This window comes from Burkholderia sp. PU8-34 (assembly GCF_053427725.1).
Map to the genome: position 1 here is coordinate 658,175 of NZ_JBSAXC010000001.1, position 25,227 is coordinate 683,401.

A 25,227-nucleotide genomic window follows, 5' to 3' on the forward strand; every position below is an offset into this window, starting at 1 on the left:
GACATGACCGCTTCCTTAACCCAACAGGCGTTTCGCCGACTCGGAATGAAGGCGCTGCTCGTGCAGCACGACATCGACGAACGCACCGCGACCGGACGCGCCGCGACGGCGCTCGCCGAGGAACTGCGCGCACGGCTCGTCGACGTCGTGATCGCGACGTCCGCCGACGATGCGCGCGCAGTCGTCAATGCCGATCCCGCGATCCAGTGCCTGCTGCTCAACTGGGAGCTCGGCAACGATCCGGCCCATGCGCCCGCGCAATCGGTGCTCGACGCAATGCGCGCGCGCAATGCAACCGTGCCCGTGTTCCTGCTCGCGAACCGCGCGAGCGCGGCTGCAGTGCCGGTCGACGCGATGCGCAAGGCCGACGACTTCATCTGGATGCTCGAGGACACCACCGCGTTCATCGGCGGCCGGATCGTCGCCGCGATCGAACGCTACCGCGAAACCGTGCTGCCGCCGATGTTCCGCGCGCTCGCGAAGTTCTCGCGGGTCTACGAGTATTCGTGGCACACGCCGGGCCACACGGGCGGCACCGCATTCCTGAAATCGCCCGTCGGCCGCGCGTACTTCGAATTCTTCGGCGAATCGCTGTTCCGCTCCGACCTGTCGATCTCGGTCGGCGAACTCGGCTCGCTGCTCGACCACTCGGGCCCGATCGGCGAAAGCGAGCGCTATGCGGCGCGCGTGTTCGGCGCGCACCGCACGTATCACGTGACGAACGGCTCGTCGATGTCGAACCGCGTGATCCTGATGGCGAGCGTCACGCGCAACCAGGTCGCGCTGTGCGACCGCAACTGCCACAAGTCGGCCGAGCACGCGATGACGATGTCGGGCGCGATTCCGACCTACCTCGTGCCGTCGCGCAACCAGTACGGCATCATCGGGCCGATCATGCCCGAGCGCCTGACGGCCGCGGCTGTCCGGCTGTCGATCGAAAACAACCCGCTCGTGAAGGGCCGCGACGGCATCGACCCGACGCCCGTGCACGCGCTGATCACGAACTCGACGTACGACGGCCTCTGCTACAACGTCGCGCGCGTCGAGGACCTGCTCGGCCAGAGCGTCGACCGATTGCATTTCGACGAAGCGTGGTACGGCTACGCGCGCTTCAACCCGATCTACCGCGACCGCCACGCGATGTACGGCGACCCCGCGCGGCACGACGCGAGCAAGCCGACCGTGTTCGCGACGCAATCGACGCACAAGCTGCTCGCCGCGCTGTCGCAGGCGTCGTTCATCCACATCCGCGACGGCCGCAACCCGATCGAGCATGCGCGCTTCAACGAGGCGTACATGATGCACGCGTCGACGTCGCCGAACTACGCGATCATCGCGTCGAACGACGTGAGCGCCGCGATGATGGACGGCCCCGGCGGCGAGGCGCTGACGACCGATGCGATCCGCGAGGCGGTCGCGTTCCGGCAGATGCTCGGCCGCCTGCATGCGGAATGCGAGGAGAACGACGACTGGTTCTTCGACGGCTGGCAGCCGGACATGGTGGTCGACCGCAAGACGGGCCGGCGCGTGCGTTTCCATGAAGCGGACGAGGCGCTGCTCGTCACCGATCCGTCGTGCTGGGTGCTGCATCCGGGCGACGCGTGGCACGGCTTCGGCGACATCGAGGACGACTACTGCATGCTCGATCCGATCAAGGTGTCGATCGTCACGCCGGGCGTCGCGCCGAACGGCGGGCTGATGCCGGTCGGCATCCCGGCGTCGGTCGTGACCGCGTATCTCGACCGGCACGGCATCGTCGTCGAGAAGACGACCGACTTCACGATCCTGTTCCTGTTCTCGCTTGGCGTGACGAAGGGCAAGTGGGGGACGCTCGTCAACACGCTGCTCGACTTCAAGCGCGACTACGACGCGAATGCGCCGCTCGAACAGGCGCTGCCCGATCTCGTCGCGCGTTATCCGGACCGCTACGGCAAGCTCGGCCTGCGCGACCTGTGCGACCTGATGTTCAACGCGATGAGCGACCTGAAGACGACCGAGATGATGTCGCGCGGCTTCTCGACGCTGCCTAAGCCGGACTACAGCCCGGCGGAGGCGTACGAGCATCTCGTGCACAACGACATCGAGATGCTCGAACTGTCGGAGATGGAAGGCCACACCGTCGCGACGGGCGTCGTGCCGTATCCGCCGGGCATTCCGCTGCTGATGCCGGGCGAGAACGCAGGGCCGGCGGACGGGCCGCTGCTCGGCTACCTGAAGGCGCTCGAACAGTTCGACCTGCGCTTCCCCGGCTTCACGCACGATACGCATGGCGTGGAGGTCGAGGATGGCGTGTATCGGATCGCGTGCATCAAGCAACCCGCAAGCGACGCCAATACGCGCTGAACGCGCAATCAGGATCTTACGCCACGATCCATCCCCTTCCGGTAAGCGGCCGGACTCGTCGCCGCGATGCGCCGGAAATGCCGGCGCAGCGATTCCTCCGAGCCGAACCCCGCGCGCGCCGCGACCTGCGCGAGCGGCAGCGCCGGATTCGCTTCGAGCATGTCCTTCGCGACGTTCACGCGCTCGCGGATCAGCCAAGCGACCGGCGACAAACCGGTCGCGTCGGCGAACTGCCGCTGCAGCGTGCGCGGACTCATCGCCGCCTGCGCGGCAAGCGACGCGAGCGTGTGCGGTTCGGCCGCGTGCGCACGCATCCAGTCGATCAGCTTCGCAAGCCGGTCGCTGCCGCCCGGCGCGACCGGGCGCGGCACGAACTGCGCCTGCCCGCCGTCGCGATGCGGCGGCAGCACGAGCCGCTGCGCAACGCGGTTCGCGATCGCGCCGCCGTGGTCGCGGCGCACGAGATGCAGCAGCATGTCGAGCCCGGCCGCCGAGCCGGCCGACGTGACGATCTGCCCCTCGTCGACATACAGCGCGTCCGGATTCACGCGCAGCGCCGGATAGCGCGCCTGCAGGCGATCCGCGTAGCGCCAGTGCGTCGTCACGGTGAGACCGTCGAGCACGCCCGCCGCCGCCAGCACGAACACGCCCGAACAGATCGTGCACAGCCGCGCGCCGCGCCGGTGCGCGGCCCGCAGCTTCTTCAGCAGCGGCTCGGGCGGCAGCTCGTCCGGATCGCGCCAGCCGGGAATCACGATCGTATCGGCACGATCGAGCATCGCGAGCCGGTACGGCGCGGCGACCGTGATGCCGCCCGCCGCGCGCACAGGCCCCGGCTCGCTCGCGCACACTGCAAAGCGATACCAGTCGACGCCGAGTTCGGGACGGTCGAGCGCGAACAGTTCGACCACGCAGCCGAATTCGAAGGTGCAGAGGCGATCGTAGGCGAGCGCGACGACGAGATGATTTTTCATGGCGCGATGTTACCGGAACTTGTCGATCACGCCACTGCCGTCCGACGCGCTGAACCGCGATACTGGCCCCATCTTCAACGCGCCGTTCACCGCACTTTTCACCGTGCTTTTCAGCGTGTCCCGCACGCCCTTCAGGAGACCCTTCGCATGTCGTACGTTACCGACGTCCCCGCCGCCGACAGCCCTGCCGCCCTCGCGCATTTCGAAGCGTCGCTGCGCTTCGAAACCGACTGCTGGGACGTCCACGACGCGCTCGCGTCGGGCGCCCCCGATTTCGTGCTGCTCGACGTCCGCAGTCCCGACCAGTTCGCCGCCGGCCACGTGCCCGGCGCACGTAACCTGCCGCACCGCAAGATCGTGGCGGGCAAGCTTGCCGATTACCCGGCCGGCACGCTGTTCGTCGTCTATTGCGCCGGGCCGCACTGCAACGGCGCCGCCCGCGCCGCGATCCGCCTCGCGCGCCTCGGGCGGCCCGTCAAGCTGATGATCGGCGGCGTCACCGGCTGGCTCGACGAGGGTTTCAGGCTCCGCAACGGTGCGGCGGCCGAGGCCGCGCCCGAAGCCGCCGGATCGTGATCAAAAACGCAACAATTAGTTGCCAGCACGAAAACGCGAATCGCGCGACAATCAGCCGCATTGCAGTCCGGATGGAGCAGCAACATGCAGACCGAAGTCCTGATTCAAGCCGCCGGTTCAGTCGCCGCGATCGCACTCTACTTTCTGCCGGCCATCATCGCCGACCGGCGCCGCCGTCACGACAAGCTGACGATCGCGCTGTTCAACGCGCTGTTCGGATGGACGGTCATCGGCTGGCTGATGACGCTGTACTGGGCCTGCCAGCCGAACCCGCAAGCCGACGTCGCGCAGGCGATCCTCGCGAAGCGCCGCGGCATCAGCATGCGGACCTTTTCCGCCGGCCTCGTCGAACGCGTGCAGCGCCGCGTCGCTGCCCAGGAGCAATGGGCGGAGAAGCAAGGCTGCCGCTAGCGCCGTTCCCGTTTCCGTTCTTTACCGTGCTGCCGCCTCGAACTTCGGCATCCTGACGTTGGTCGAGGCCCGGTAGCGCCAGCTCAACGCGTCGCGCGGCGGCACATCGCCCGTGCCGCCCACGCCACCCAAGCCCCCTGCCGCAGCCACGCGCCGAACGCGCCCGCCGTCACCGCCCGTGCGATCCCCTCGCCGGGGCCGCCATGCCGCCGCTTATGCCGCCGACCGGCAGCGCTGCCCCAGCATGCGCACGCGTACGCGCCCGGCCGAGATCGCACGCGGCTCCGGCACGACCACCTCGTGATGGAACATCTCCTGGCGGAAGTGGCCACTGTCGTCGAACCACTGGCAGATCAGCCAGTCGGCCTCGTCGAAGACGACCGGCCCGGCGTAGGTGACCGTCATGCGCGGCCCGCCGGTTTTCAGCGTGACGACGTCGCCGACTCGAAACCGGGTACGGAACATATCTCGGATCGTCATGGCTCTCTCAGTACGTTTATATTGATTTCCGGCAGCACGCGCGCCGGTATTTTTCAGATGGAATGAAGATTATCAATCACAAAATGAACCGGCAACTCCCGAATGCGAAAAACCTCGAAAAATACCGGAAATGCCCGCCCGACAAGCACTTTTTCAGGATGCGTCAAGGCCATTGACATGAAATTCAGAATAATCCGGAATAAAAAAAGCGGGATGTAATGAACGTGTCATGCATCCCATCTGTTAAGTCATCATTTAATCGAAAGCAATCTGAATTGATTCACGTCGATCGATGGCCGGGCTGGAATCGATCCCACGGGTTTTCGGCATCATTCCCCGAACGAGACGGGCGGATTGTTCTCCGCGGCGAACCATTGATTGAGCAGGCGTCCCGGCACCGCTGCTTCCGCGAACGAAAACGTGCCGTCACGCACCATCTCCGTCACGCCGCGCAGGAACGCGCCGAGCGCCGCGCGCGCCAGCGCGCCGCCGACGCTCACGCGCTTCACCCCGAGCGCGGCGAGCGCATCGAGGCTGAGCGACGCGCCCTGTAATCCCATCACGACGTTCACCGGCGCATCGACCGCGCGCGTCACCGCTTCGATCTCGCCGGGATCGGTCAAACCGGGGGCATACAGCACGTCGGCGCCCGCGTCGCGATACGCGACGAGGCGCGCGATCGTGTCGTCGAGATCGCGGCGGCCGTGCAGGTAGTTTTCGCAACGCGCGGTCAGCGTGAACGGAAACGGCAGCGCGCGCGCCGCGTCAACCGCCGCCGCGATGCGCTCGACCGCCGCATCGTGCGAATAGATCGGCGCATCGACCCGGCCCGTCGCGTCCTCGATCGAGCCGCCGACCGCGCCGGCCTCGGCCGCGAGCCGGATCGTTTCGGCGACCGTGTCCGGTGCGTCGCCGAAGCCGTTCTCGAGATCGGCGCTCACCGGCAGCCCGCCCGCCGCCACGAGATCCGCAATGTGCGCGAGCATTTCGTCGCGGCCGATCGCATTGTCCGGACGGCCCCGCGAAAATGCGTAGCCGGCGCTCGTCGTCGCGAGCGCGCGGAAGCCGGCCATCGCGAGCAGCCGCGCTGAACCCGCGTCCCACGGGTTGGGCAGGATGAATGCGCCAGGTTGCGCGTGCAGCGCGCGGAAGGCGTGCGCTTGGCTGGCCTGAAGGTCGGAATGAGTCGTCGTGGGGGTCATTGCGGGCTCCGTCGGAAAGGGAAGCCCAAGCATACGCGGGTGCTCCGCGACGACGTTTCGGGATGCGGTGAAATATCGATGCGTGCGCTTCACTGCCCCCTTTACAGCGCCCTTCACAGCCCCGCTTTACCGCCCCCGCTGCCTCAAACCACGTACGCCCCTTTCGCGTGCAGCTCGACTTCCGCGCGTTCGAGCGCGGCGATCGCATCGCTGCCTTCGAGCGCGAGCAGCTGCGCGACGAGCGCCTCGGCGAGCGCATGCGCGGCCACGAGCGACGGGAAGAACGACGGGCTGTCATGCGTGAAGATCAGCTGCGCATCGGCATGCAGCGCGATCGGCGACACGGCGCTGTCCGTGATCGCGACGATCCGGCTGCCCTGCTCCTTCGCGGCCTGCGCGACGCGCATCGCCTCGGCCGAATACGGCGCGAAGCTGACGATCACGGTCGCGCTGTGCTTCGCGATCGTGCGCAGCTCCATTTCAAGCGAACCGGCGACGCCCGCCAGCAGCGACACGGTCGGCCGGAACAGCCGGTAGCCGTAGACGAGCCCGAAGGCGACCGGATAGCACGAACGGAAACCGGCGACATGCACATGCGATGCCTTGCGGATCAGCTTCGCGGCTTCGGCAAGCGCCTGCGCATTCTGCGTGGCGGTCGCGGCGAGATTGTGCTGCTGCGCGGCCAGCAGATCCTGCGCGAGCGACGCCTTCGCGTCGGGCCGCACGAGCGAGCGCGCGCGTTGCGTGAGCGGCTCGGGGCGCGTGCGCACGCGCGCGACGCAGAGGTCGCGCAGTTCGTTCCAGCCGGGAAAACCGAGTTGCTGCGCGAGCCGCACGAGCGACGCGGGCTGCACCTGCGCGCGCTGCGCGACCTTGCGCATCGACGACACGGCAACTTCGTCGGGATGATCGAGCAGAAACGCAGCGCCCGCCTGGAATTGCGGGCTCAGCACGGAAAATTGCGCCCGGATCCGGGACGCGAGTTCGTCGAAATTGGCAGCCATCTTGTTGAGAACGGGAACCGGTCGCTCATGGTATCACCGGCCCCGCGCGCGCCGGTCAGCGCACCACGTCGATCCGGTCGGCATCGACCTTCACGCGGCCCGACCATTTGCGCTCGAATTCGCCGGTCAGCTTCACTTCGTTCTTGTCGCTGACGGGCTGGCCGCCGGCCCACAGCTTGTCGTCGATTTCGACGCGAATCGTGCCGGTCGCGTCCGCGAAGTCGTAATCCTCGCCGCCGACGTGCTTGACGATGCGGCCCTGCAGCAGCACGTGCTGATCGTCCTTGCCGTTCGCGAGCAGCTCCTTCACGGTGGTTGTCGTCAGCGTCGACGGTCCCGTGTATTGCGCGTAGACGGCGGCCGGCAGCGCGGCGAGCGCGATCGTCAGGATTCTGGCGAGTTGCTTCATGATGTCGTTCCTTTTCTTGTGATGGCGCCGCGTTCCCGATGAACGTGGCCACCGAAGATTACGGACCGTAAGATTAAGCAAACCTGAAGGCCGCGGCGACGCGGCGCGATGCCGCATTGGACCGGTACCGATCTCTGAGGCCGCACGTTGGCATGGAGACCGATAGCCGACGGCACGTTGCTCGAAGATGATCGCCCCGGGATAATGTTCCGACCTAACCGGCGACGCGGTGACCAATTGCGACGCACGACTACCGCCACCGACATCGATCGCACTTCCGCCCCGCCCGCCGGACATCCCCCGCCATCGCCCCACGCCACGCTTAAGCTCCCCCTAAGACGCGCGCGCTTATCATAGGCAGACCGGGCGCCCGTACGGCGCCACCATGGAGAAACACGAACACATGCGCGTACTGCTCGTCGAGGACGATCCGCTGATCGGCAGCGGTCTCGAACAGGGTCTGAAACTGGAAGGCTTCGCGGTCGACTGGGTCACGGACGGCGAAGCCGCGTCGCTCGCGCTGCGCACGACGACCGGCTACGGCCTGCTGCTGCTCGATCTCGGGCTGCCGAACCGCGACGGGCTATCGGTGCTCGCCGCGCTGCGCCGCCGCGACGAAAACCTGCCGGCGATCGTCATCACCGCGCGCGACGGCCTGTCCGACCGCATCGCCGGCCTCGACGCCGGCGCGGACGACTACCTCGTGAAACCGTTCGCGCTCGAGGAACTGCTCGCCCGCATCCGCGCGGTCAATCGCCGTCATGCGGGCCGCGCGCAGACGACGCTCGCGATCGGCCCGCTGCGGCTCGATCCCGTCAAGCACCAGGTCTGGCTCAACGACGACGAAGTGCCGCTGTCGCCGAAGGAGTTCGTGCTGCTGCACGAACTGATGCGCGAGCCGGGTGCGGTGATCTCGCGCGAGCAATTCGAGGAACGCCTGTACAGCTGGGGCGAGGAAGTCGAAAGCAACGCGGTGCAGGTACACATCCACAACCTGCGCAAGAAACTCGGCCACGACATGATCCGCACGGTGCGCGGCGTCGGCTACCGGATCGGTGACGGCGCATGACGGGCCTGCAACACGCGGTCACACGCTGGCGCGGCGTGTCGCTGCGGCGCCGCCTGCTGCTGTGGCTGATGCCGGCCGCGTGCGTGATCGGGCTGCTCGCGAGCGCGGGCACCTACTGGGGCGCGCTGCGCGAACTCGACGATCTGCTCGACGACCAGATGCGCAGCATGTCGAAACAGATCGTCGTCGGCCCGAACGGCGAGCTGTCGTTCAAGAGCCATGCGGCAGGCGACCACGGCTTCAAGGTCGACGATCCCGACGCGGTGCTGCTGCAGGTCTGGCGCAATGGCAAGCTCGTCTACTCGACCGACCTCGATTCGGAGCTGCCGCCGCCGACGCAAGCCGGCATTGCGAGCGTCGACGTCGACGGCGCGCCGTGGCGCACCTATGTGACGCAGCGCGGCGGCACGACGATCCGTCTCGCGCAGGCGCGCCGCGCGCGCTGGGAAGCGATCGCCGGCATCGCCGTGCATCTGCTGTGGCCCGTGTTCTCGATGCTGCCGGTGCTCGCGATCGGCCTGTGGTTCGGCATCGGCGCGGGGCTGCGGCCGCTCGCCGCGATCGCCGCCGGCCTCAAGCGGCGCAACGCGAACAATCTCGAACCGGTCGACGTCGCGGCGATGCCGAATGAAGTGCAGCCGCTCGCCGAAGCGATCAACGACCTGCTCTCGCGGCTCGACCGCTCGTTCACGCTGCAGCGGCACTTCATCGCCGATGCCGCGCATGAACTGCGCACGCCGATCATGGGCCTGTCGATCCAGTCGCAGCTGCTGCGGCGCGCGGCGACGGCGGACGAACGCGAGCGCATCCTCGCGCAGATCCATGCGGGCACGACGCGGCTCGGCCACCTGGCCGAGCAGTTGCTGACGCTCGCGCGCCTCGAGCCCGATGCGCAGACGGCCGCGTTCGCGCCGGTCGATCTCGCCGCGCTGTGCCGCTCGGTGGTCGCGGACCGCGCGCGCGTCGCTGACGCGCATCGCGTCGATCTCGGCGCGATCGTCACGACGCCCGTCAAGGTCGCAGGCAACGCCGACACGCTGCGCGTGCTGCTGAACAATCTCGTCGACAACGCGATCCGCTATGCGGGCGACGGCGCGCGCGTGGACGTCAGTGCGCGTATCGACGGCGGCGCCGCGGTGCTTGAGGTGGCCGACACCGGCCCCGGCATTCCGGAAGCGGAGCACGCGAACGTGTGGGAACGGTTCTATCGCGGCACCGGCGCGCAGACGGCGACGAACTCGGGCAGCGGGCTCGGCCTGTCGATCGTCAAGCGGATCGCCGAGCAGCATCGCGCGGCGGTGACGCTCGCCACCACCGCCGGCGGCCGCGGCCTCACCGTCACGGTGCGCTTCGACGCACCGGCCTGAGGCCGACGCGGTGCGCGATTTGTCCACAGATTTTGTTGGCAAGCTTGTGGATATCCTGCGCACCACTTCGCCAAGTCCTTGATCCGACGGGCTTTGGCACGCGTGATGCAGGCGCTGCGTGCGAATCTGGACCGGCGCGCGCCGCGTTTGCCTCGCCCGCACCATGATGCGCCGGCGATGCACCGTTGCTTACCCCCGCCGCCATCGCCGGCACGCACGATGGCGCAACACGGCACTTACTCACAGATTTTGTTGGCAAGCTTGTGGATATCCTGCGCAAGCGTGCGATAACTCATTGATCGCGCAGCGAAACACGATCGGCGTCACGAATGCGGCAGTGCAACGCACCGAGCGGCGACGCCGCAGGCGATTCGACGCGCATCCGGCTCAGACCGTAGCGGCTTGACGGCTGGCACGCGCGAGCGTCAAGATCGCGCTAGTCGCGGCCGGCCGATCGCCCCGTTCGCGGCGCACACGACACACCCGTCACCGCATCCCGCCTTGTTCACGCAGCACAACGACAACACCTGTTCGAGGGGAAGGCCATGCACCCGATGCACCATTTCTCCGCCGTGAAGCTGTTCGTCACGCTCGTCATCTTCGTGATCTGCATCTATCCGTATGTCCGCATCGTCCGGCGCACCGGTCACTCGGGCTGGTGGGTGCTGACGATGATCGTGCCGCTGCTGAACATCATCATGCTCTGGGTGTTCGCGTTCGCGCGCTGGCCCATCGTCGACGACCGGCGCGACTGACTGCTCCGTTCATTGCGAAGCATCGGACCGCTCGCGGCGGGTGCGATGCAGCGCACACATCGCCCTGCGCTTCGCGGACGACGCCATGTTCGCGGCGGGGTCGGTTGTCCACAGATTTTGTTGGCAAGGATGTGGATAGCCTGCGCATAGCCCAACCAAGCGCTTGATCGGAAAGGGTTTCCTTGCATCGTCACGAATGAGGCACGCGGCGTGCAGACCTGATTCCACCCGCCGTCGACCCGCGACGAGCGTCGTGCTTCGTGCTTCGTGCTTCGTGCTTCGTGCTTCGTGCTTCGTGCTTCGTGCTTCGTGCTTCGTGCTTCGTGCTTCGCATGCTCGCGTACCCGCCCGCGTCTTTTCCACAGTTTTTGTTGGCAAGCGTGTGGATATCCTGAGCATGCGTGACCTAAGTGGTTGATCTCACAACGTTTCGACGCATGCATCAGGTTTGCGGCACGGCACGGCACTGCGCGGCGCTGCACACACGATGCGCGGCACGCAGCGCGTCACGCGTCGATCAACCGAGCGCCGCGATCGCAATGCGCGTCGCCGACGCGATCACGTCGTCCTTCGCCTTCGCGTCCGCATGTGCCTGCGTGTAGTACACCGTCAGCACGATCGGCCCGCGCGCGGGCGGCCACAACACGCCGGCGTCGTTCGTCGTCCCGTAGTCGCCGGTGCCGGTCTTGTCGCCGACCTGCCACCCGGCCGGCACGCCCGCGCGAATCCGCTTGTCCCCGGTCGTGTTGCCGCGCAGCCAGTCGACGAGCTGCGCCCGTTGCGGCGCGGGCAACGCGTCGCCGGCCGCGAGCACGCGCAGGCTCGCCGACATCGCGGCAGGCGTCGTCGTATCGCGCAGATCGCCCGGCAATGCGGTGTTCAGCTCGGTCTCCCAGCGGTCGAGGCGGAACGTATCGTCGCCGATCGAGCGCGCGAACGCGGTCAGCGCGGGCGGCCCGCCGATCAGCTTCAGCAGCAGGTTCGCGGCCGAGTTGTCGCTGTACTGGACCGCGGCCGTGCACAGCTCGGCGACCGTCATCCCGGCGCCGACGTGCCGCTCCGTCACCGGCGAATAGCGGACGAGATCGGCCTGCCGGTACGTCACGCGTTGCTGCAGCAGCGCCGGGCGCTCGACGCTCTGCGCGAGCACGGCCGCGCTCAGCATCGCCTTGAACGTGCTGCAGAACGGGAACCGCTCGTCGGCGCGATGCTGCACGCGCCGGCCGGTTGCCGTGTCGATCGCGCATACGCCGAGGCGTCCGCCCGCCTCACGTTCGAGCGCCGCGAATACATCCGGGGACTCCGCGGACGCGCCGGACGCCGTGCCCGCCCGAGGCGAAGCGCACGCGCTCACGGCCAGGACGAGCGGCGCCGTCGCGGCGGCCAGCAGCAGGGTTCGACGTTGTGATGAATGGGTCATGTCGTGTGTCTCGTGGTGGAATGGTGGTTCGATGCCGGCCCGGCGACCCGAACTATCCCGACTTTACGGTTAGCTGACAAGCAACGATAATTGAGCGCTGACGAAAGATTTTCTTATGACGAAGCTCCGCCCCCACCTTCCGCTCAATGCGCTGCGCGCGTTCGAATCGTCCGCGCGCCACCTGAACTTCACGCGCGCGGGCCTCGAATTGAGCGTGACTCAGGCTGCGGTCAGCCAGCAGGTCCGGATGCTCGAGGAACGGCTCGGCTGCACGCTGTTCACGCGCTTGCCGCGCGGGCTCGGGCTCACCGACGAGGGCCGCGCGCTGCTGCCGGTGCTGAGCGACGCGTTCAGCCGGATCGAGACGGTGCTCAAGCAGTTCGACGGCGGGCGTTTCCACGAGGTGCTGTCGCTCGGCGTCGTCGGCACGTTTGCCATAGGCTGGCTAATGCCACGCCTGAAGCGCTTCGGCGACACCCACCCGTTCGTCGAGCTGCGGCTGCGCACCAACAACAACGTCGTCGACCTGGCCGCCGAAGGGCTCGATTTCGCGATCCGCTTCGGCGTTGGCAACTGGCCGGCGACCCGCAACGAGCGCCTGCTCGACGCGCCGCTCACCGCGCTGTGCGCACCGGAGATCGGCATGCGCGTCACGCGGCCGGACGATCTCGCGAACGAGACGCTGCTGCGCTCGTACCGCACCGACGAGTGGCTCGGCTGGTTCGCGGCCGCGCAGCTCGAGCCGTGGACGGTCAACGGCCCGGTGTTCGACTCGTCGCGGCTGATGGTCGAGGCGGCGATGCAGGGGGCGGGCGTCGCGCTCGCCCCGGCGTGCATGTTCACGCGCGAGCTGCAGCTCGGCCTGCTCGTGCGGCCGCTCGACATCGACGTGCAGGCGGGCGGCTACTGGCTCACGTCGCTGAAGTCGAAGCCCCTCACGCCCGCGATGACGCTGTTTCGCGACTGGATCGTCGGCGAAGCGGCGGACGCGGCGCCGCATGCGTGAACCCGCGACCGCGCTCCGCATCGGCCGTTTGTCCACAATTTTTGTTGGCAAGGATGTGGATATCCTGGGTACCCGGCACCTAACTCATTGATCGCGCATGATTTCCCGCCGCGATGCACGCATCGGGCAGGCCGCGCGGAAAACGCCGCGCAAGTGCCGCACATTGCCAACCGTGGCGACACAATTGCGTGCCCCTTTTCCACAGATTTTGTTGGCAAGCCTGTGGATATCCTGCCGACGCATCGCGTAACACCTTGATGCAACGGGATATTCGGTGCACGGACACGGGCGCGGCAGCGGCAAGGCACGCGTGCGTCGATCGCGACTCGCGGCGCCCGCGTCACCCGCTCGGCGTGCGTTCTCCACAGAATGTGTTGGCAAGCTTGTGGATATCCTGCGCATGCGCGGCGTAACTCATTGAACGCACGGGGCTTTGCGCCGCACGCGCGCAAATGGGCAGGAGAATCGGCCGGGAGAATCGGGCACGAGATATCGGCCGGGAGAATCGGAAGGGAAAAGCGGGAACGCGCCGAAGCTCGGGAAAGCGCGACGAAGCGTTCGCTCCGCCGCGTGCTAACTCAGTGCTTCTCGAGCGTGCTGCGCAACTCGTTCGCCTTGTTGCGCAGCGCTTCGTAACCGGAGCGCGCATGCTCGGGCAGGTCGGGATCGCCGATCAGCGCGCCGAGCGTTTCGATCAGGCTGAAGAGAATGCCTTTCGCCGCACCGACCGCGATGCTCTGCGATTCGATCGACTCGTGCACGTGGTTGACCGCCGCTTCGAGATGCTCGAGCTTCTGCTCGCCGTCGTCGGGCCGCTTGTCGGTCGTCATCGTGTGCCTCCGGGAGGGTTCAAGGGTCATGTCGGGATTCTATGCCGCCCGCGCGAACGTGGCACGACTTCGCTCAACGTTCGCGCAGGCAGCGTGTTTCCGGCCTGCAGCGCCCTCAGCGCCTTCAGCACCTTCAGCGCGTTCCGTGCCTACAGCACTGCGACGACCTTCACGCGCCCCGGCTCCGCCGCCGCGACTACCTGCCCGTCGACGCGGCGGAACGTCAGCGACACGCTGTCGTCGCCCACCGCGAGCCCGTCGATCCGCAGCCAGTCGACGCCTTCCGGCAGCGCCGGGCGCTCGACGCGCACCTCGTGGCGCGCCGCGTCGACGCTCACGCCGAGGCACGCCTGCAGCATCATGAACGGCGCGCCCGCCGCCCACGCCTGCGGCAGGCACGCAACCGGATACGCGGTCGGCGGCTCGCCGCGCCGGCGCGGGAACCCGCAGAACAGTTCCGGCAGCCGCATCTCGAAGCTCACCGCGGCCTCGAACAGCGCGCCCAGCAGGTTCAGCGCGGCGGCCTTGTCGCCGTAGCGCGCGAGCCCGCGTGCGGCGAGCGCATTGTCGTGCGGCCACACCGAGCCGTTGTGATACGCCATCGGGTTGAAGCGCGGCTGGCCGGCCGCGAGCGTGCGCACGCCCCAGCCGGTCTGGAACAGCGTCGAGCCGAGCACGTCGGCGACCGCCGCGCCGCGCGCCGGCTCCGGCAGCCCGAACGCGAGCAGATGGCCCGCATTCGATGCGAGCACGCGGCACAGCTCGCCGCGACCGTCGAGCGCAATCCCGTAGAAGCTGGCTTCGGGCATCCAGAACAGCGCCTCGACCTGCTCGCGCAACTGCTTCGCGCGCAGCGCGTAGCGCGTCGCGTCAGCCGCATGGCCGCGCCGCCGCGAGCATTCCGACATCGCGTCGAACGCCGCACACGCATACGCCTGCACTTCGACGAGCGCGATCGGCCCGTCGGGAAAACGGCCGTCCGCGTGGAATACCGAATCGTGGCTGTCCTTCCAGCCCTGGTTCGCGAGGCCGCGCTCCGACGTGCGCTGGTAATCGAGCAGCCCATACGGATTGCGGTCGCACTTGTCGCTCACCCACTGGATCGCGCGCTCGAGCGCAGGCCACAGCTCGTCGATCAGCGCGTCGTCGCCCGTATGCTCGACATACGCGCCGGCGAGCACGACGAACAGCGGCGTCGTGTCCACGCCGCCGTAGTAGAGCGCGAACGGCACCTCGCCCGTCGCGGCCATCTCGCTCTTGCGGAATTCGTGCATGATCTTGCCCGGCTCCGCGTCGTGGAACGCGGACACCTCCTGCGCCTGACGCGACGCGAGAAAGCGCAGCACGCCGCGCGCGAGCGACGGCTGCAGCCACAGCATCTGCATCGACGTGATCACGGCGTCGCGGCCGAACGGGGTCGAGAACCATGGAATGCCCGCGTACGGATACGGCCCCGTATCGAGGTTCGTGGTCAGCAGGCCGAGATCGGCCAGCGAGCGGTCGAGCCACGCGTCGAACAGCGGGTTGCCGGTGTGCACCCGGGCCATCGTCTCGCGCCGCGCGCGCATCGAGCGGTGCACGGCGACGAGCGCGGTGCGCAACGCGTTGCGGCCGCAGGCGGGCGCGGCGCCTTGCGACGGCCCGACTGTCGCCTCGACGCTCACGTAGATCGATACGCACGCCTGTGCAGCAATCGTCAGCGAGTAGTCGGCGCGATCGACCGACAGCACATCGGGCTCCGGCGAGAACTGCACGAACACCGCGCGCTCGACACGGTCGAGGCCGTCATAGCACAGCCGCACCGCGCTCGCGTCGAGGCTCGGCTGCGCGATCGTGCCGCGCGTTTCACGGTGCGTGCCGCGCACCTCGAACATGTCCTTGAAATCCGCGGCGAACGACAGCGACAGCGGCACCTCGGCCTCGGTCGCGCCGTAGTTCGTCAGCGTCAGCGCCTCGTACATCACGTTGTTCGCGAGCACGCGCGTGCGCTCGATGTGGATCACGCCCTCGGGCGTCTCGCGGCCGCCGAGCGGCGGCAGCGGCCGGTTGGTCAGGTGCGCGGTGAACGACGCGTTGTCGGCGCTCGCCGCGCCCGACAGCAGCGACGGCGCCCGCCCGCCGAAAGTCAGCCGCCATTTCGACAGCACGCGCATGTCGTCGACGAACAGCCCGTCGTCGTGCCCGCCGACGTCGCCCAGCGCGTCGCTGACGACGAACGCGTCGCCGGCCTTCAGCACATACTGGTTGTTGCGCGCGGCCGCCTGCGGGTCGGCCTCGGGCGCGATAAAGGCGGCATCCGGCGCAGCCGCGGTGAAGTCGGGCGCGGCTCGTGCCGCTTCCGGGTTCGATTCGTCAGTTCGAGTCGCCATCGATGCTCCTGTCTCGTGCGGGACGCGCGGCGCGCGTCGTGCCATCGTGCATTTCGCACAGGATAGGACAGATCGCGACGCAGGCGCAGCCACCGCGATCCCGACTCCCGTCGCCGGCTGCGTGCCATTGAGACTTTCTTGACATTGATGGTCGCTTCGACGCGCGTCGAGAAAAATTGCGTCCTGTCCAACGATGCCGCCCCGACGCCTGACCGAGGGCAGCATCCCGATCGGCGACTCGCACGTCCCGCCATCGCGGCGAGCCTGCACATGCCGCTCGCCTCCCAAGGTCTGCAAAATGCAATTCGTCCGGTACAACGACCGCGAATACGGCGTATTCGCGCTCCAGCGCGCCAATCAGCGCTGGGATGGCTACTACGAACTTCGTGCGCGGCAACCTGCGCCCTCGCGCGCTCGCCGCTTCCTCGTCACGTCGACGTTCGGCTTCGAGTCGAAGCTGAGCGCGATCCTGGACGCCGAGCGCAACGCGCGCGCCGATATCGGCCACGGGATCGGCCGCGACCTCGGCATGGGCGGCTGAAACCCGCCTCGACGCCAACGCACGCATCGTCGCCATGTTCGCCCACCGCCGCCGGCTCCACCGCGCCGCATCGATCGCGATCTTCGCGGTTCTGCTAAACGCACTCGCGCCGGCAATCACGTCGGTGCAGGCGGCGCTCGATCGCACGGCGCCGGCCGGGCGGCAACTCGTGGCCGACGGACGCACGCCGCGATCATCCGCGAGCGGGCCGATTGCGCACGGCGCACGATGCGGCGCGATCGACGGTTCGTCCCACGGTCACGCCGACCATGCGCCGCCCGACGACACACCGCACGCGCACACGAGCCACGCACCATCCGACGGCGCCGCGCACGACCTCCACCACGGCGGCGACTGCCCGTTCTGCCACGTGCACGCAGGCAGCTTCGGCCTCCCCGTGCTGCCGCCCGATTCCGCCGCGCATGTGCGGTTCGCCGACCCTCCCGCCACCGAATTAGAACGTACGACGAAACATTTCCTGCCGCGGCAGCATGCCTTCTCGCGCGGCCCGCCCGCGTCCGTTTGAGTCAGCGCCGTCACCGGCACTTCATTTTCCGGCCTCGCGCCACCCGGCTGCGCCGCGACTTGTCGCGCCTGCGCACGGGCCGCGCTGCGCGCCGGCATTGCAACCCCCGTCTCATTCGAAATAGAAACCATGTTCAAGATTTCCCCGGCGCTCAAGCGCCACACCCTGTCGCTAGCCGCGGCCGCCACGCTCGCCGCCGCCTTCGCCGCAACGCCCGCCGCCGCGCATGACGCGCCCGACGCCGGCCCGACGCCCGACAGCCATGCGCCCGCCGGCGTGATGTACGATCACATGCACAAGCAAGGCGGCTGGATGATCGGCTACAGCTTCACGCACAACGCCACGGGCGGCGACCTGAAACACGGCGGCAAGACCGTCGACGACCACGCGCTCGCGATGGCCGGCTACTCGATGAAGCCGACCGGCATGCAGATGAACATGCACATGCTGCACTTGATGTACGCACCGAGCGACACCTTCAACCTGATGGTGATGCCGATGTTCATGGACATGCCGATGACGATGAGCGGGCTGTCGGGTGGCCACGGCGGCGGGCACGGTGGGCACGGCCACGGGGCCGGCGAGATGTCGCACGGCGCATCCGGGCTCGGCGACACGGTCGTCGCCGGGCTCTTCCGCCTCTACGACGACGGCCGCCATCACCTGCACGCGGGTCTCGGCATCAGCATGCCGACCGGCTCGGTGTCGCGCCGCAACGCGGACGGCACGTTCGTTCATTACGGGATGCAGATGGGCACCGGTACCTGGGATGCGATCCCGAGCGTCACCTACACCGGCCAGAACAATCGCTGGAGCTGGGGCGCGCAGGCACTCGCGCAATTGCCGATGCAGGGTGCGAACACGTCGGGCTATCGCGTCGGCAACCGCTTCGAGGCCAATGCATGGGGCGCGTATCGGGTGTTGCCGTGGCTGAGTGCGTCCGCGCGCCTGAACTACACCGCACAAGGCGCGATCCAGGGCGAATACAACGGCCCGATTCATCGCGCGAGCCCGGACGATGTGACCGGCAACTACGGCGGCCGCGTGCTGAAAGTCGGCGTGGGCCTGAACACCGTGTTCCGCTCCGGGCCGCTGAAAGGCCACCGGATCGGCGTCGAGTACCTGACGCCAGTGTCACAGAGCCTGAACGGCTATCAGCTCGAACAGCGCGACACCGTGCTCGTGAACTGGTCGACCGCGTTCTGACGATGCGCGTCGGCCCGGGTTGTCCCGCCGGCCCGGGCGGCAGCCGTGCCGCACATCACGGCCCCGCACCGCTTCGATGCCGTGCGGGGCTGTGTCACTGGCGGGTCAGAACTTCCACAGGAGGTTGCCGAGCACCGCATTGTCGCGCACGCCGCTGCCGAACTGGCCGCTGTACGACACGCCGAGCGTCAGGTGCTTCGTGACGCTCGCATCGACGCCGACCTCGAGCACCGCGCTGTCGCGCGCGATCGGCACGCCCGCGATCTGGAACGATCCGCCGCCCGATGCGAACGCGAACGTCGCGTTCGGCTGTGCGCTGCCGAACGCATGCCGCCAGCCGGCCATTCCGCGCGCGGTCAGCGTGCCCTTCGCGAGCAGGCCGAGATCCGTCGCCGCCCGCACGCCGAGCGTCGAGAACGTGACGTTGTTCGTATCGGAGCCGGTCGTCAGCGCGGCCGCGCCGCCGCTTTCGGTAAAGCCGTCGGTATGCAGGCGCACGAACGCGAGGCCCGCGAACGGCTCGAACGCGACCGCGCCCGCCGGCAGCGCATAGCCGACTTCGCCGAACACCTGCGTCGAGTTCGCGTTGTAGCCGGCCGAGTCGTGGTCGCTGAAGCCCGCGAATGCGGGATTGCGCTCGGCATCGATCCGGTACCACGTCTGCGCGACGCCGCCACGCACGCCCCATGCGCCGTATTGCGCGCCGCCGTACATCGACACGTAGTAGCTGTTGTACGAAGCGGATGCCGTGTCGTTGTCGAGCGAGCCGTGCGACACGCCGCCCGCGAGACCCGCGCGCCAGTGATCGTCGAGCGCCATGTCCGCACCGGCGATGAAGCCCGTCTGGCTGCGGTTGATCGTCGACGCGTTGCCGTCGCCGGCAAGCCGGCTGCGGCCGCCGAACGCCTGGCCCCAGACCACCGGAAGGTACGGCGTATTGCCGGCGCAGTTCGCCTGCGAGCCGAGGTGCTGTCCCGGCGGCACCGTCTTGTCGCGCGCCGCGCCGCTGCCCGTGTCGTCGCACAGTGCCGCGCCGCCCGCCGACAGCGCGGCAAGCGGCCCGGACGATGCGCCGACGCCGCGGCGCACGCGGTCCGTGACGGCCTCGCGCACGTAGCGGCTGTCGTTCAGCAGCATGCTCTTCGCGCTCGCGTACAGCTCGCCGTCGAGTTGCCGGAACGCGCTCTGCGCGGTGGGCACATCCGTGACGAGCAGCGCGTTGTACAGCGGATTGCTCGCGCCGAGCGTGCCGAGCGCGCCGGCGACGGCGGCTTCGTTCGGCGTCGCTGCCGCCGACGTGAACGACTTGCCGTTCGACCCGAGCGTCAGCGTCACCTGATTCGCGCTGTAGCCGAGCGTCGGCGTGAGGAACGCATAGGTCGAGCTCACGCCCGCGAACTGCCCATGCACGCCGCCGCCCGCGCTCACGATCGTGTACGTCGTATTGGGCTGGTACGTCGCCTGGCTCGCAATCACGTTCACGTTGCCGCCGTTCAGCGTCGCGCTGCCGGTCGCGGCGAGGCTGCCGCTCTGCTGCGGATTCACGGCGACCTGCAGCGTCGAGCCCGGCTGGAACGTCACGTTGCCCGCAACGTTGAGCGCCTGCCCGGCCTGCAGCAGCGACGCGGTGCCGCCGCCCGCGACGATCAGGCCGCCGATCGTGCCCGTGCCCGTCACGGTCGCGCCGTTCTGCACGGTCACCGGGGAGCTCGCGAGGGAACCGTTGACGGCCAGCGTGCCGCCGCTGACCGTCGTCGGGCCGGACAGCGTGCTCGTGCCCGTCAGCGTGAGCTGACCGCTGCCGGCCTGCGTGAGCGAACCCGCGCCGGACAGCGCGCCGCCGAGCGTCACGTTGCCCGACTGGTCGACGACGAGCGCGCCTTGGTCAGCGATATTGCCCGCGACGCTACCCGACGTGCCGCCGTTGCCGAGTTGCAGCGTGCTGCCGTTCGCGATCGTCGTGCCGCCCGTGTACGTGTTGGTGCCGGTCAGCACCTGCGTGCCCGTACCGGCCACCGTGACGCTACCCGAGCCGCCGATCACGCCGCCGAACGTATTGGTGCCGCTGCCGTTCAGCGTCAGCGCATTCGCGCCGAGGTTCACGGTCGAACCGGCCGCACCGGACAGCGCGCCGATCGTCTGCGCGCCCGACGCGCCGCTCACGTCGAGCGTCGCGGCCGCGTCGGCGAGGTTGACCGCCCCCGTCGGCGCGAGGCTGCCGCCCGCGCCGAGCGCCAGCGTGCCGCCGCCGATCGTCGTGCCGCCCGTGTACGTGTTCGCGCCTGTCAGCGTTTCGGTGCCGCCGCCCGCAATCGTCAGCCCGCCCGTGCCGCCGATCGTGCCGCCGAACGTGTTGCTGCCGCTGCCGCTCAGCGTCAGCGTGTTGCCGCCGAGATTCACGTTCGTGCCGGTCGTGCCCGACAGGCCGCCGATCGTCTGCGCCCCCGATGCGCCACTGACGTCGAACGTCGCGCCCGCGCCGGCGAGCGTCACGGCGCCCGTCGACGCGAGGCTGCCGCCTGCGCCGAGTGCGAGCGTGCCGCTGTTGATCGTCGTGCCGCCCGTGTACGTGTTCGCACCGGTCAACGTCTCCGTGCCCGTGCCCGTGAGCGTGACGCTGCCCGTGCCGCCGATCACGCCGCCGAACGTGTTGCTGACGGTGTTGTTCAGCGTCAGCGCATTCGCGCCGAGGTTCACGTTCGACCCGGCCACGCCCGACAATCCGCCAATCGTCTGAGCCCCCGACGCGCCACTCAGGTCGAGCGTCGCGCCCGCGCCGTTCACGTTCACCGTACCCGTCGACGCGAGGCTGCCGCCCGCGCCGAGCGCGAGCGTGCCGCTGTTGATCGTCGTGCCGCCCGTGTATGTATTCGCGCCCGTCAGTGTCGCCGTACCCGTGCCGGTGAGCGTGACGCTGCCCGTGCCGCCGATCACGCCGCCGAACGTGTTGCTGACGGTGTTGTTCAACGTCAGCGCATTCGCGCCGAGGTTCACGTTCGACCCGGCCACGCCCGACAATCCGCCAATCGTCTGAGCCCCCGACGCGCCACTGAGGTCGAGCGTTGCGCCCGCACCACCGAGCGTCACGGTGCCCGTCGATGCGAGACTGCCGCCCGCGCCGAGCGCGAGCGTGCCGCCGCCGATCGTCGTGCCGCCCGTGTACGTGTTCGCACCCGTCAATGTCTCCGTGCCGGTGCCCGCGAGCGTGACGCTACCCGTGCCGCCGATCGACCCGCCGAACGTGTTGCTGCCGCTGTTGTTCAGCGTCAGCGCGTTCGCGCCGAGACTCACGTTCGACCCGGCCACGCCCGACAGTGCGCCGATCGCCTGCGCGCCCGTTGCGCCGCTGAGATCGAACGTCGCACCCGCGCCGCCGAGCGTCACCGCACCGTTCGACACGAGGCTGCCGCCTGCGCCGAGCGCCAGCGTGCCGCTGTTGATCGTCGTACCGCCCGTGTACGTGTTCGCCCCCGTCAACGTCTCCGTCCCGCTGCCCGTGAGCGTGACACCGCCCGTGCCACCGATCGTGCCGCCGAACGTGTTGCTGACGGTGTTGTTCAGCGTCAGCGCATTCGCGCCGAGGTTCACGTTCGACCCGGCCACGCCCGACAATCCGCCAATCGTCTGAGCCCCCGACGCGCCACTGAGGTCGAGCGTTGCGCCCGCGCCGTTCACGTTCACCGTACCCGTCGCGGCGAGGCTGCCGCCCGCGCCGATCGCCAGCGTGCCGCTGTTGATCGTCGTGCCGCCCGTGTATGTATTCGCGCCCGTCAGTGTCGCCGTCGCCGCACCGGTCTTCACGAGGCTGCCGCTGCCGCCGATCACGCCGCTCAGGTCCAGCGCGTTGCTGCCGCCAAGCGTCAGCGCCGCGCCCGTGACGAGATTCACAGCGTTGCCGAGCGTGAGGCTCGTGTTCGTGTCGAGCGTCGCCGCGCCACCGACATTCAGCGCGCCGTTGCCGATCGCCGCGCTGTTGCCGAGCACCAGGCCGCCGCTGTTCAGGTTCGTGCCGCCCGAATAAGTGTTCGCGCCGTTCAGCGTCTCGGTGCCGGTGCCGGCCAGCGTCAGGCTGCCGGTGCCGGCGATCACGCCGCTGAACGTGCCGCTGGCCGTCCCGTCCAGCGTCAGCGCGTGGCCGCCGAGATTGACGTTCGTCCCAGCGACGCCCGACAGCGCGCCGAGTGTCTGAGCGCTCGTCGCGTTGCTCAGGTCGAGCGCAGCGCCGGCGCCGGCCAGGTTCACCGCACTGCCCGCCGCCAGGCTGCCGCCCGCGCCGATCGCCAGCGTGCCGGCGTTGATCGTCGTGCCGCCCGTGTAGGTGTTCGCGCCCGTCAGCGTGGCCGTCGCCGCGCCGTTCTTCACGAGCCCGCCCCCCCCCGGAGATCACGCCACCCAGGCCGAGCGCGGTGCTGCCGCCGAGCGTCAGCGTCGTGCCCGTCGCGATGTTGATGCCGTTCGCAAGCGACACGCTGGTGCTCGCGTCGAGTGTCGACGAGCCGTTCACGTTCACCGCGCCGGTGCCGAGCGACGTACTGCTGCCGACGACGAGACTGCCGCCGTTCAGGTTCGTGCCGCCCGAGAACGTGTTCGTGCCGGTCAGCGATTGCGTGCCGGAACCTGACAGCGTCACGCTGCCCGTGCCGCTGATCGTGCCGGCGTACGTCGCATTGACGCTGCCGTCGAGCGTCAGCGAATTGCCGCCGAGCGTCACGTTCGTGCCGGCCGCGCCCGCCAGCGCGCCGATCGTCCGCGCGCCCGACGCGTTGCTCAGGTCGAACGTCGCGCCTGCACCGGTCAGGTTGACCGTGCCGGTCGTCGCCAGACTGCCGGCTCCGCTCAGCGCGAGCGTGCCGGCATTGATTGTCGTGTCGCCCGTGTAGGTGTTCACGCCCGACAGCGTCGTCGTCGTCGAGCCGTTCTTCACGAGGCCGCCGTTTCCGCTGATCGTGCCGGACAGCCCGAGATTGTTGCTGCCGCCGATCGTCAGCGTCGAGCTGTTGTTCAGATTGACCATGTTGCCGAGCGTGACGTTCGTGCTCGTGTCGAGCGACGCCGACGCATTGACGTTCAGCGCGCCGGTGCCGAGCGATGCGTTGTTGCCGACCACCAGGCCGCCGCCGTTCAGGTTCGTGCCGCCGTTGTACGTGTTCGCACCCGACAGCGTCAGCGTGCCGCCGTCGTTCTTCGTCAGCGCGCCGCCGCCCGACACCGTACCCGACAGCGTGATTCCGGTCGCGCCCTGCACCGTCAGCCCGCCCGTGCCGAGGTTCACGTCGTTGGCGACGTTGAGCCCCGCTGTGCCGGCCTGCAGCGCGCCGCCGGTGGCCGTGATGATGCCGGTGCCAAGCGATGCGTTGTTGTTGATGATCGCGACGCCGCCCGCCAGCGTCGCGTCCTGCGCGGTGGACGCGCCGTTGATCGTCCAGTTGCCGGCGTTGACGTTGAGGTGATTGAAGTTGATGTAGTTGTTGACCGCGATCGTGCCGTTCGCCGACGTTCCCTGCTGGAGCACGAGGGTGTTGTTGCCGCCCGCGCCGCCGTCGACGATGCCGGTCGCCGCCACGTTGAGCGTGTTCGGGCCGACCGTGATGTTGAACGCGCCGCCGGTGCCGCCCGCCGCGTTGACCGACGAGCCGGTGACCGCGGTGAACGTGTTGTTGCTGTTCGCGCCCATCGACACGCCGCCGTTGATCGTGCCCGAGTTGACGAACGTGTTGCCCTGCCCGGGCGTGCCGTTCGAGCCGAACGACACGCGGCCGTTGATCGTGCCGCTGTTCGTCATGTTGACCGTACCACCGCCGTACGCGGCGACCACGGGCGCATCCGCACCGACGAGGGTCGCGCCGACCAGCGGGTTCGAGCCAATCGTGCCGGTGTTGGTGATGTTCGACGTTCCGCCGGTGCCGTTTTGGACCGACAGCGCCATGCCCGTCACGCCGCTGATCGCCACCCCGGTCGAACCGTTCATCGTGCCGTTGTTGATGACCGTGGTGATGCTCGCCGACGCATTGCCAACGACCGCGCCGCTCGACAGCACGCCGAGCCCCGAGCCGAGCGCCGACGGGTCGATCGTGCCGTTGTTGGTCAGCGTGACGCCGTTGCCCGTCAGCGACATTGCGGTGCCGCCGACGCCGAGCAGCACGCCGACGCTCGCACCGGGGTTGACGGTCGCGTTGATGTTGTTCGCGCTGTTCGCGTAGCTCGGCTGGAGCGGGTTGGCGACGCCCGAGCAGGTGACGGTGGTTCCCGCCGTGCTGCAAGTCGCATGCGCGGGGATGATGCCCGCGCCGGCCAGCGCAATGCACACGCCCGTCGGCAACAGGATTCGCGGAAAGGTCTCTCGGGCTCTTCTCGAACGTGCGCGGCTCATGCTTCCCCCAGGGTTCAGGCAAGACGGCGAAACATCGGATCGGAAACAGCGGAAAATCGCGGGCAAAAACGCCCCCGCCGGCATTCGTTGAAACGACGCCGGTCTTTCATGGATGAATGCTGGAATCGGCCGTGATTGGCGAATGCGAGACTAGTCGAATGACATGGCCGTTACCCCTCTTTTGCAGCGACATTCTGGTTGATTTAATTACTGCCCTGCGTTTTGTCAGACAAGGCTATATCAAAGCCATCACGATTGCCAAACGATATGTCGCTATTGGGTAAAAAAATTTCGGCCGGCGCATTCAATGACGACAAGGCTTTCAGCCATTACAGAATCGTATTGGAATTGTATGGAATTGAAAGAATA

The 25,227-nt window shown here is 68.3% G+C and carries 18 protein-coding genes and 1 pseudogene; 10 read left to right on the forward strand and 9 right to left on the reverse strand.

What is annotated here, in order from left to right; all coding sequences use genetic code 11:
- Nucleotides 1–3 precede the first annotated feature (3 nt).
- The gene (locus ACV22Z_RS03010; protein WP_448074823.1) at nucleotides 4–2,343 is read left to right on the forward strand and encodes an Orn/Lys/Arg family decarboxylase; all 2,340 of its coding nucleotides are present in this window, start codon (nucleotides 4–6) and stop codon (nucleotides 2,341–2,343) included.
- An 8-nt stretch (nucleotides 2,344–2,351) separates the two neighbouring features.
- On the opposite strand, the gene ftrA is transcribed toward ACV22Z_RS03010, so the two are convergent.
- Entirely contained in the window at nucleotides 2,352–3,317 is a 966-nt protein-coding gene (gene ftrA / locus ACV22Z_RS03015) for a transcriptional regulator FtrA (protein WP_448074824.1), read from the reverse strand.
- A gap of 147 nt (nucleotides 3,318–3,464) precedes the next feature.
- Here ftrA and ACV22Z_RS03020 point away from each other — a divergent pair, with 147 nt between their 5' ends.
- A complete protein-coding gene (locus ACV22Z_RS03020) occupies nucleotides 3,465–3,893 on the forward strand; it encodes a rhodanese-like domain-containing protein (protein ID WP_448074825.1) in 429 nt (142 codons plus the stop codon).
- 84 nt (nucleotides 3,894–3,977) lie between these two features.
- On the forward strand, nucleotides 3,978–4,304 hold the full coding sequence (locus ACV22Z_RS03025; RefSeq protein ID WP_448074826.1) for a superinfection immunity protein: 327 nt from the start codon (nucleotides 3,978–3,980) through the stop codon (nucleotides 4,302–4,304).
- A gap of 213 nt (nucleotides 4,305–4,517) precedes the next feature.
- On the opposite strand, the gene ACV22Z_RS03030 is transcribed toward ACV22Z_RS03025, so the two are convergent.
- From ACV22Z_RS03030 to ACV22Z_RS03045, 4 genes are all read right to left on the reverse strand, one after another.
- Nucleotides 4,518–4,784, reverse strand: a complete 267-nt coding sequence (locus ACV22Z_RS03030; RefSeq protein WP_448074827.1) for a YodC family protein — start codon at nucleotides 4,782–4,784, stop codon at nucleotides 4,518–4,520.
- Nucleotides 4,785–5,113: 329 nt separating this feature from the next.
- Complete coding sequence (locus tag ACV22Z_RS03035; protein ID WP_448074828.1) at nucleotides 5,114–5,986, reverse strand: isocitrate lyase/PEP mutase family protein; 873 nt, start codon at nucleotides 5,984–5,986, stop codon at nucleotides 5,114–5,116.
- Nucleotides 5,987–6,129: 143 nt separating this feature from the next.
- Nucleotides 6,130–6,990 (reverse strand): MurR/RpiR family transcriptional regulator, encoded by an 861-nt coding sequence (locus ACV22Z_RS03040; RefSeq protein WP_448074829.1) that lies wholly within the window; start codon nucleotides 6,988–6,990, stop codon nucleotides 6,130–6,132.
- A 55-nt stretch (nucleotides 6,991–7,045) separates the two neighbouring features.
- A complete protein-coding gene (locus tag ACV22Z_RS03045; RefSeq protein ID WP_448074830.1) occupies nucleotides 7,046–7,399 on the reverse strand; it encodes a YgiW/YdeI family stress tolerance OB fold protein in 354 nt (117 codons plus the stop codon).
- A 403-nt stretch (nucleotides 7,400–7,802) separates the two neighbouring features.
- Between ACV22Z_RS03045 and ACV22Z_RS03050 the strand changes: the two genes are divergently transcribed.
- The 3 genes from ACV22Z_RS03050 to ACV22Z_RS03060 all read left to right on the forward strand — a co-directional run bounded on the left by ACV22Z_RS03050 (nucleotide 7,803) and on the right by ACV22Z_RS03060 (nucleotide 10,590).
- Entirely contained in the window at nucleotides 7,803–8,468 is a 666-nt protein-coding gene (locus tag ACV22Z_RS03050; RefSeq protein WP_448075152.1) for a response regulator, read from the forward strand.
- Nucleotides 8,465–9,835 carry a sensor histidine kinase gene (locus ACV22Z_RS03055; RefSeq protein ID WP_448074831.1) on the forward strand — a complete coding sequence of 457 codons (1,371 nt, stop codon included), beginning with the start codon at nucleotides 8,465–8,467 and terminating at the stop codon, nucleotides 9,833–9,835. Before ACV22Z_RS03050 ends, ACV22Z_RS03055 begins: the two co-directional genes overlap by 4 nt.
- A gap of 554 nt (nucleotides 9,836–10,389) precedes the next feature.
- Nucleotides 10,390–10,590, forward strand: a complete 201-nt coding sequence (locus tag ACV22Z_RS03060) for a hypothetical protein (protein ID WP_448075153.1) — start codon at nucleotides 10,390–10,392, stop codon at nucleotides 10,588–10,590.
- Between the two features lie 517 nt (nucleotides 10,591–11,107).
- On the opposite strand, the gene blaPEN-bcc is transcribed toward ACV22Z_RS03060, so the two are convergent.
- Nucleotides 11,108–12,010 (reverse strand): PEN family class A beta-lactamase, Bcc-type, encoded by a 903-nt coding sequence (blaPEN-bcc, locus tag ACV22Z_RS03065; protein ID WP_448074832.1) that lies wholly within the window; start codon nucleotides 12,008–12,010, stop codon nucleotides 11,108–11,110.
- Nucleotides 12,011–12,125: 115 nt separating this feature from the next.
- Between blaPEN-bcc and penR the strand changes: the two genes are divergently transcribed.
- Nucleotides 12,126–13,016 (forward strand): beta-lactamase transcriptional regulator PenR, encoded by an 891-nt coding sequence (gene penR, locus ACV22Z_RS03070; RefSeq protein WP_448074833.1) that lies wholly within the window; start codon nucleotides 12,126–12,128, stop codon nucleotides 13,014–13,016.
- 578 nt (nucleotides 13,017–13,594) lie between these two features.
- Here penR and ACV22Z_RS03075 read toward each other — a convergent pair.
- The gene (locus ACV22Z_RS03075) at nucleotides 13,595–13,846 is read right to left on the reverse strand and encodes a hypothetical protein (protein ID WP_448074834.1); all 252 of its coding nucleotides are present in this window, start codon (nucleotides 13,844–13,846) and stop codon (nucleotides 13,595–13,597) included.
- 149 nt (nucleotides 13,847–13,995) lie between these two features.
- A complete protein-coding gene (locus ACV22Z_RS03080; RefSeq protein WP_448074835.1) occupies nucleotides 13,996–16,260 on the reverse strand; it encodes an amylo-alpha-1,6-glucosidase in 2,265 nt (754 codons plus the stop codon).
- A 253-nt stretch (nucleotides 16,261–16,513) separates the two neighbouring features.
- On the opposite strand from ACV22Z_RS03080, the gene ACV22Z_RS03085 reads away from it, so the two are divergent.
- The 3 genes from ACV22Z_RS03085 to ACV22Z_RS03095 all read left to right on the forward strand — a co-directional run bounded on the left by ACV22Z_RS03085 (nucleotide 16,514) and on the right by ACV22Z_RS03095 (nucleotide 18,488).
- Nucleotides 16,514–16,756, forward strand: coding sequence for a hypothetical protein (locus ACV22Z_RS03085; RefSeq protein ID WP_448074836.1), 243 nt, complete (start codon nucleotides 16,514–16,516; stop codon nucleotides 16,754–16,756).
- A gap of 34 nt (nucleotides 16,757–16,790) precedes the next feature.
- A complete protein-coding gene (locus tag ACV22Z_RS03090; protein ID WP_448074837.1) occupies nucleotides 16,791–17,282 on the forward strand; it encodes a DUF2946 family protein in 492 nt (163 codons plus the stop codon).
- A gap of 129 nt (nucleotides 17,283–17,411) precedes the next feature.
- Complete coding sequence (locus tag ACV22Z_RS03095) at nucleotides 17,412–18,488, forward strand: hypothetical protein (RefSeq protein WP_448074838.1); 1,077 nt, start codon at nucleotides 17,412–17,414, stop codon at nucleotides 18,486–18,488.
- A gap of 105 nt (nucleotides 18,489–18,593) precedes the next feature.
- Here the strand turns inward: ACV22Z_RS03095 and ACV22Z_RS03100 are convergent.
- Nucleotides 18,594–24,858: pseudogene (locus ACV22Z_RS03100) on the reverse strand (autotransporter domain-containing protein).
- Between the last annotated feature and the right edge of the window lie 369 nt (nucleotides 24,859–25,227).

What these genes read in the sequence shown, in the direction of transcription:
- ACV22Z_RS03050 (WP_448075152.1), top strand. Translation starts at nt 7,803, where the DNA reads ATGCGCGTACTGCTCGTCGAGGACGATCCGCTGATCGGCAGCGGTCTC.
- ACV22Z_RS03035 (WP_448074828.1), bottom strand. Translation starts at nt 5,986, where the DNA reads ATGACCCCCACGACGACTCATTCCGACCTTCAGGCCAGCCAAGCGCAC.
- ACV22Z_RS03055 (WP_448074831.1), top strand. Translation starts at nt 8,465, where the DNA reads ATGACGGGCCTGCAACACGCGGTCACACGCTGGCGCGGCGTGTCGCTG.
- penR (WP_448074833.1), top strand. Translation starts at nt 12,126, where the DNA reads ATGACGAAGCTCCGCCCCCACCTTCCGCTCAATGCGCTGCGCGCGTTC.
- ftrA (WP_448074824.1), bottom strand. Translation starts at nt 3,317, where the DNA reads ATGAAAAATCATCTCGTCGTCGCGCTCGCCTACGATCGCCTCTGCACC.
- ACV22Z_RS03020 (WP_448074825.1), top strand. Translation starts at nt 3,465, where the DNA reads ATGTCGTACGTTACCGACGTCCCCGCCGCCGACAGCCCTGCCGCCCTC.
- ACV22Z_RS03045 (WP_448074830.1), bottom strand. Translation starts at nt 7,399, where the DNA reads ATGAAGCAACTCGCCAGAATCCTGACGATCGCGCTCGCCGCGCTGCCG.
- ACV22Z_RS03060 (WP_448075153.1), top strand. Translation starts at nt 10,390, where the DNA reads ATGCACCATTTCTCCGCCGTGAAGCTGTTCGTCACGCTCGTCATCTTC.
- ACV22Z_RS03095 (WP_448074838.1), top strand. Translation starts at nt 17,412, where the DNA reads ATGTTCAAGATTTCCCCGGCGCTCAAGCGCCACACCCTGTCGCTAGCC.
- ACV22Z_RS03090 (WP_448074837.1), top strand. Translation starts at nt 16,791, where the DNA reads ATGTTCGCCCACCGCCGCCGGCTCCACCGCGCCGCATCGATCGCGATC.
- ACV22Z_RS03085 (WP_448074836.1), top strand. Translation starts at nt 16,514, where the DNA reads ATGCAATTCGTCCGGTACAACGACCGCGAATACGGCGTATTCGCGCTC.
- ACV22Z_RS03080 (WP_448074835.1), bottom strand. Translation starts at nt 16,260, where the DNA reads ATGGCACGACGCGCGCCGCGCGTCCCGCACGAGACAGGAGCATCGATG.
- blaPEN-bcc (WP_448074832.1), bottom strand. Translation starts at nt 12,010, where the DNA reads ATGACCCATTCATCACAACGTCGAACCCTGCTGCTGGCCGCCGCGACG.
- ACV22Z_RS03075 (WP_448074834.1), bottom strand. Translation starts at nt 13,846, where the DNA reads ATGACGACCGACAAGCGGCCCGACGACGGCGAGCAGAAGCTCGAGCAT.
- ACV22Z_RS03025 (WP_448074826.1), top strand. Translation starts at nt 3,978, where the DNA reads ATGCAGACCGAAGTCCTGATTCAAGCCGCCGGTTCAGTCGCCGCGATC.
- ACV22Z_RS03010 (WP_448074823.1), top strand. Translation starts at nt 4, where the DNA reads ATGACCGCTTCCTTAACCCAACAGGCGTTTCGCCGACTCGGAATGAAG.
- ACV22Z_RS03030 (WP_448074827.1), bottom strand. Translation starts at nt 4,784, where the DNA reads ATGACGATCCGAGATATGTTCCGTACCCGGTTTCGAGTCGGCGACGTC.
- ACV22Z_RS03040 (WP_448074829.1), bottom strand. Translation starts at nt 6,990, where the DNA reads ATGGCTGCCAATTTCGACGAACTCGCGTCCCGGATCCGGGCGCAATTT.